This is a genomic window from Desulfonatronospira sp. MSAO_Bac3 (assembly GCF_003838035.1).
Classification (GTDB): domain Bacteria; phylum Desulfobacterota; class Desulfovibrionia; order Desulfovibrionales; family Desulfonatronovibrionaceae; genus Desulfonatronospira; species Desulfonatronospira thiodismutans.
On the sequence record NZ_QYZY01000271.1, the window covers coordinates 1 to 1245 of the forward strand.

A 1245-nucleotide genomic window follows, 5' to 3' on the forward strand; every position below is an offset into this window, starting at 1 on the left:
CCAGGTCTTCAAAGGGAACTGTTTCCTCAGCCCCCTGTAGCGAGTCTGCCTCTACGGTCTCATTTATCTCAGTACCAGCTATCGCCAGGTTAACAGTCAGGTTGACAGTCTCTACACCTGCCATCTCTTCTATATTTACATCTACTCTGAATTCCTGGTCTGGCTCAGGTTTTTCAGGCGTTATAGTTATAGACTGGATGGAAATTTCGGAAGTAACCTGCCCCCCCCAGTTGGGGTGCCATCCTTGATTTCCTTCCAAAGGAGAACCTGTGGCAAAGTTCTGGGGCTTTTCAGCTATTTCTGGAACCTGCCAGCCCGAGAGATCCTGCTCAAACAGCTTAGCGTTATGAAACATCCAGCCAATATCTTCAACTCTGGAGACATTCCAGTCACCGATGTCCTGATTGAAGGCTTCAGCTGATTCGAACATGCCAAACATATCCGTAACGCTGGAGACATCCCAGTATCCGATATCCTTATTAAAATCCGAGCCATAAAAAAGACCGGACATATCCGTTACCTGCGAGGTGTCGATATTGTACTCTGAATCCTCGAAGGTGTACTCTATACCTTCATGTTCTACGGCATAGGAGCCATCTTCCACTGCTTCGCGGAGCTGAGCTTCGGTGACAGTATAATAAAAGCTCTCGATTATCTCCAGGTCAAATCCATTCTTATCCAGATTGGAGTCATCCTGGATGGTAAACTCTGCATCCTTGTCATTCAGGTAAATCTGCAGGTCATCTCCCAGGGCGGCGTCGGCATCAAAACCTTCAATGGTAACCGAGCCTGGTCCCTTAACAAAAATCCCCTGAGAAAGTACGTCAGCACCAAGCCCGGGTCCGGTAATAAGCTCATCAATTACCAGTTCTGTATTTTCCTGGGTTTCAAATATGAGCTGCTGACCTACACTGGATGCATCCAGGCTGAAGGACTCACGATTACCCTTGCCGTCACAGGCAACAGTCAGGCTGTCAACACCTGAGGCAAGTCCAACTCTTTCCAGGCTTATATCGCCGGAGCCAAGCATCTGCAGATGTGCCGCCTGGTCTTTATATCCAAGGTCAATGGGGACCTGGATCTCCAGTGCAGCCCCATCTGTTGCCACCAGTTCCAGGTTGTGCGGGTTGCCTTCAAATGTCTCCTGGATACTCAGGGTCTGACCCAGTGCATGGATGACGTACTCCTCTGAGCCTGTCTTTACGCCACTGTTTAAAGCCAGGTCATCCTGAAGTGCTGCAAACA

1 protein-coding gene is annotated in these 1245 nt (G+C 49.1%); it reads right to left on the minus strand.

What is annotated here, in order from left to right; genetic code table 11:
- Positions 1-1245: BspA family leucine-rich repeat surface protein (locus D5S03_RS09200; protein ID WP_287043626.1), on the minus strand; the 1245-nt coding region annotated here is incomplete at both ends.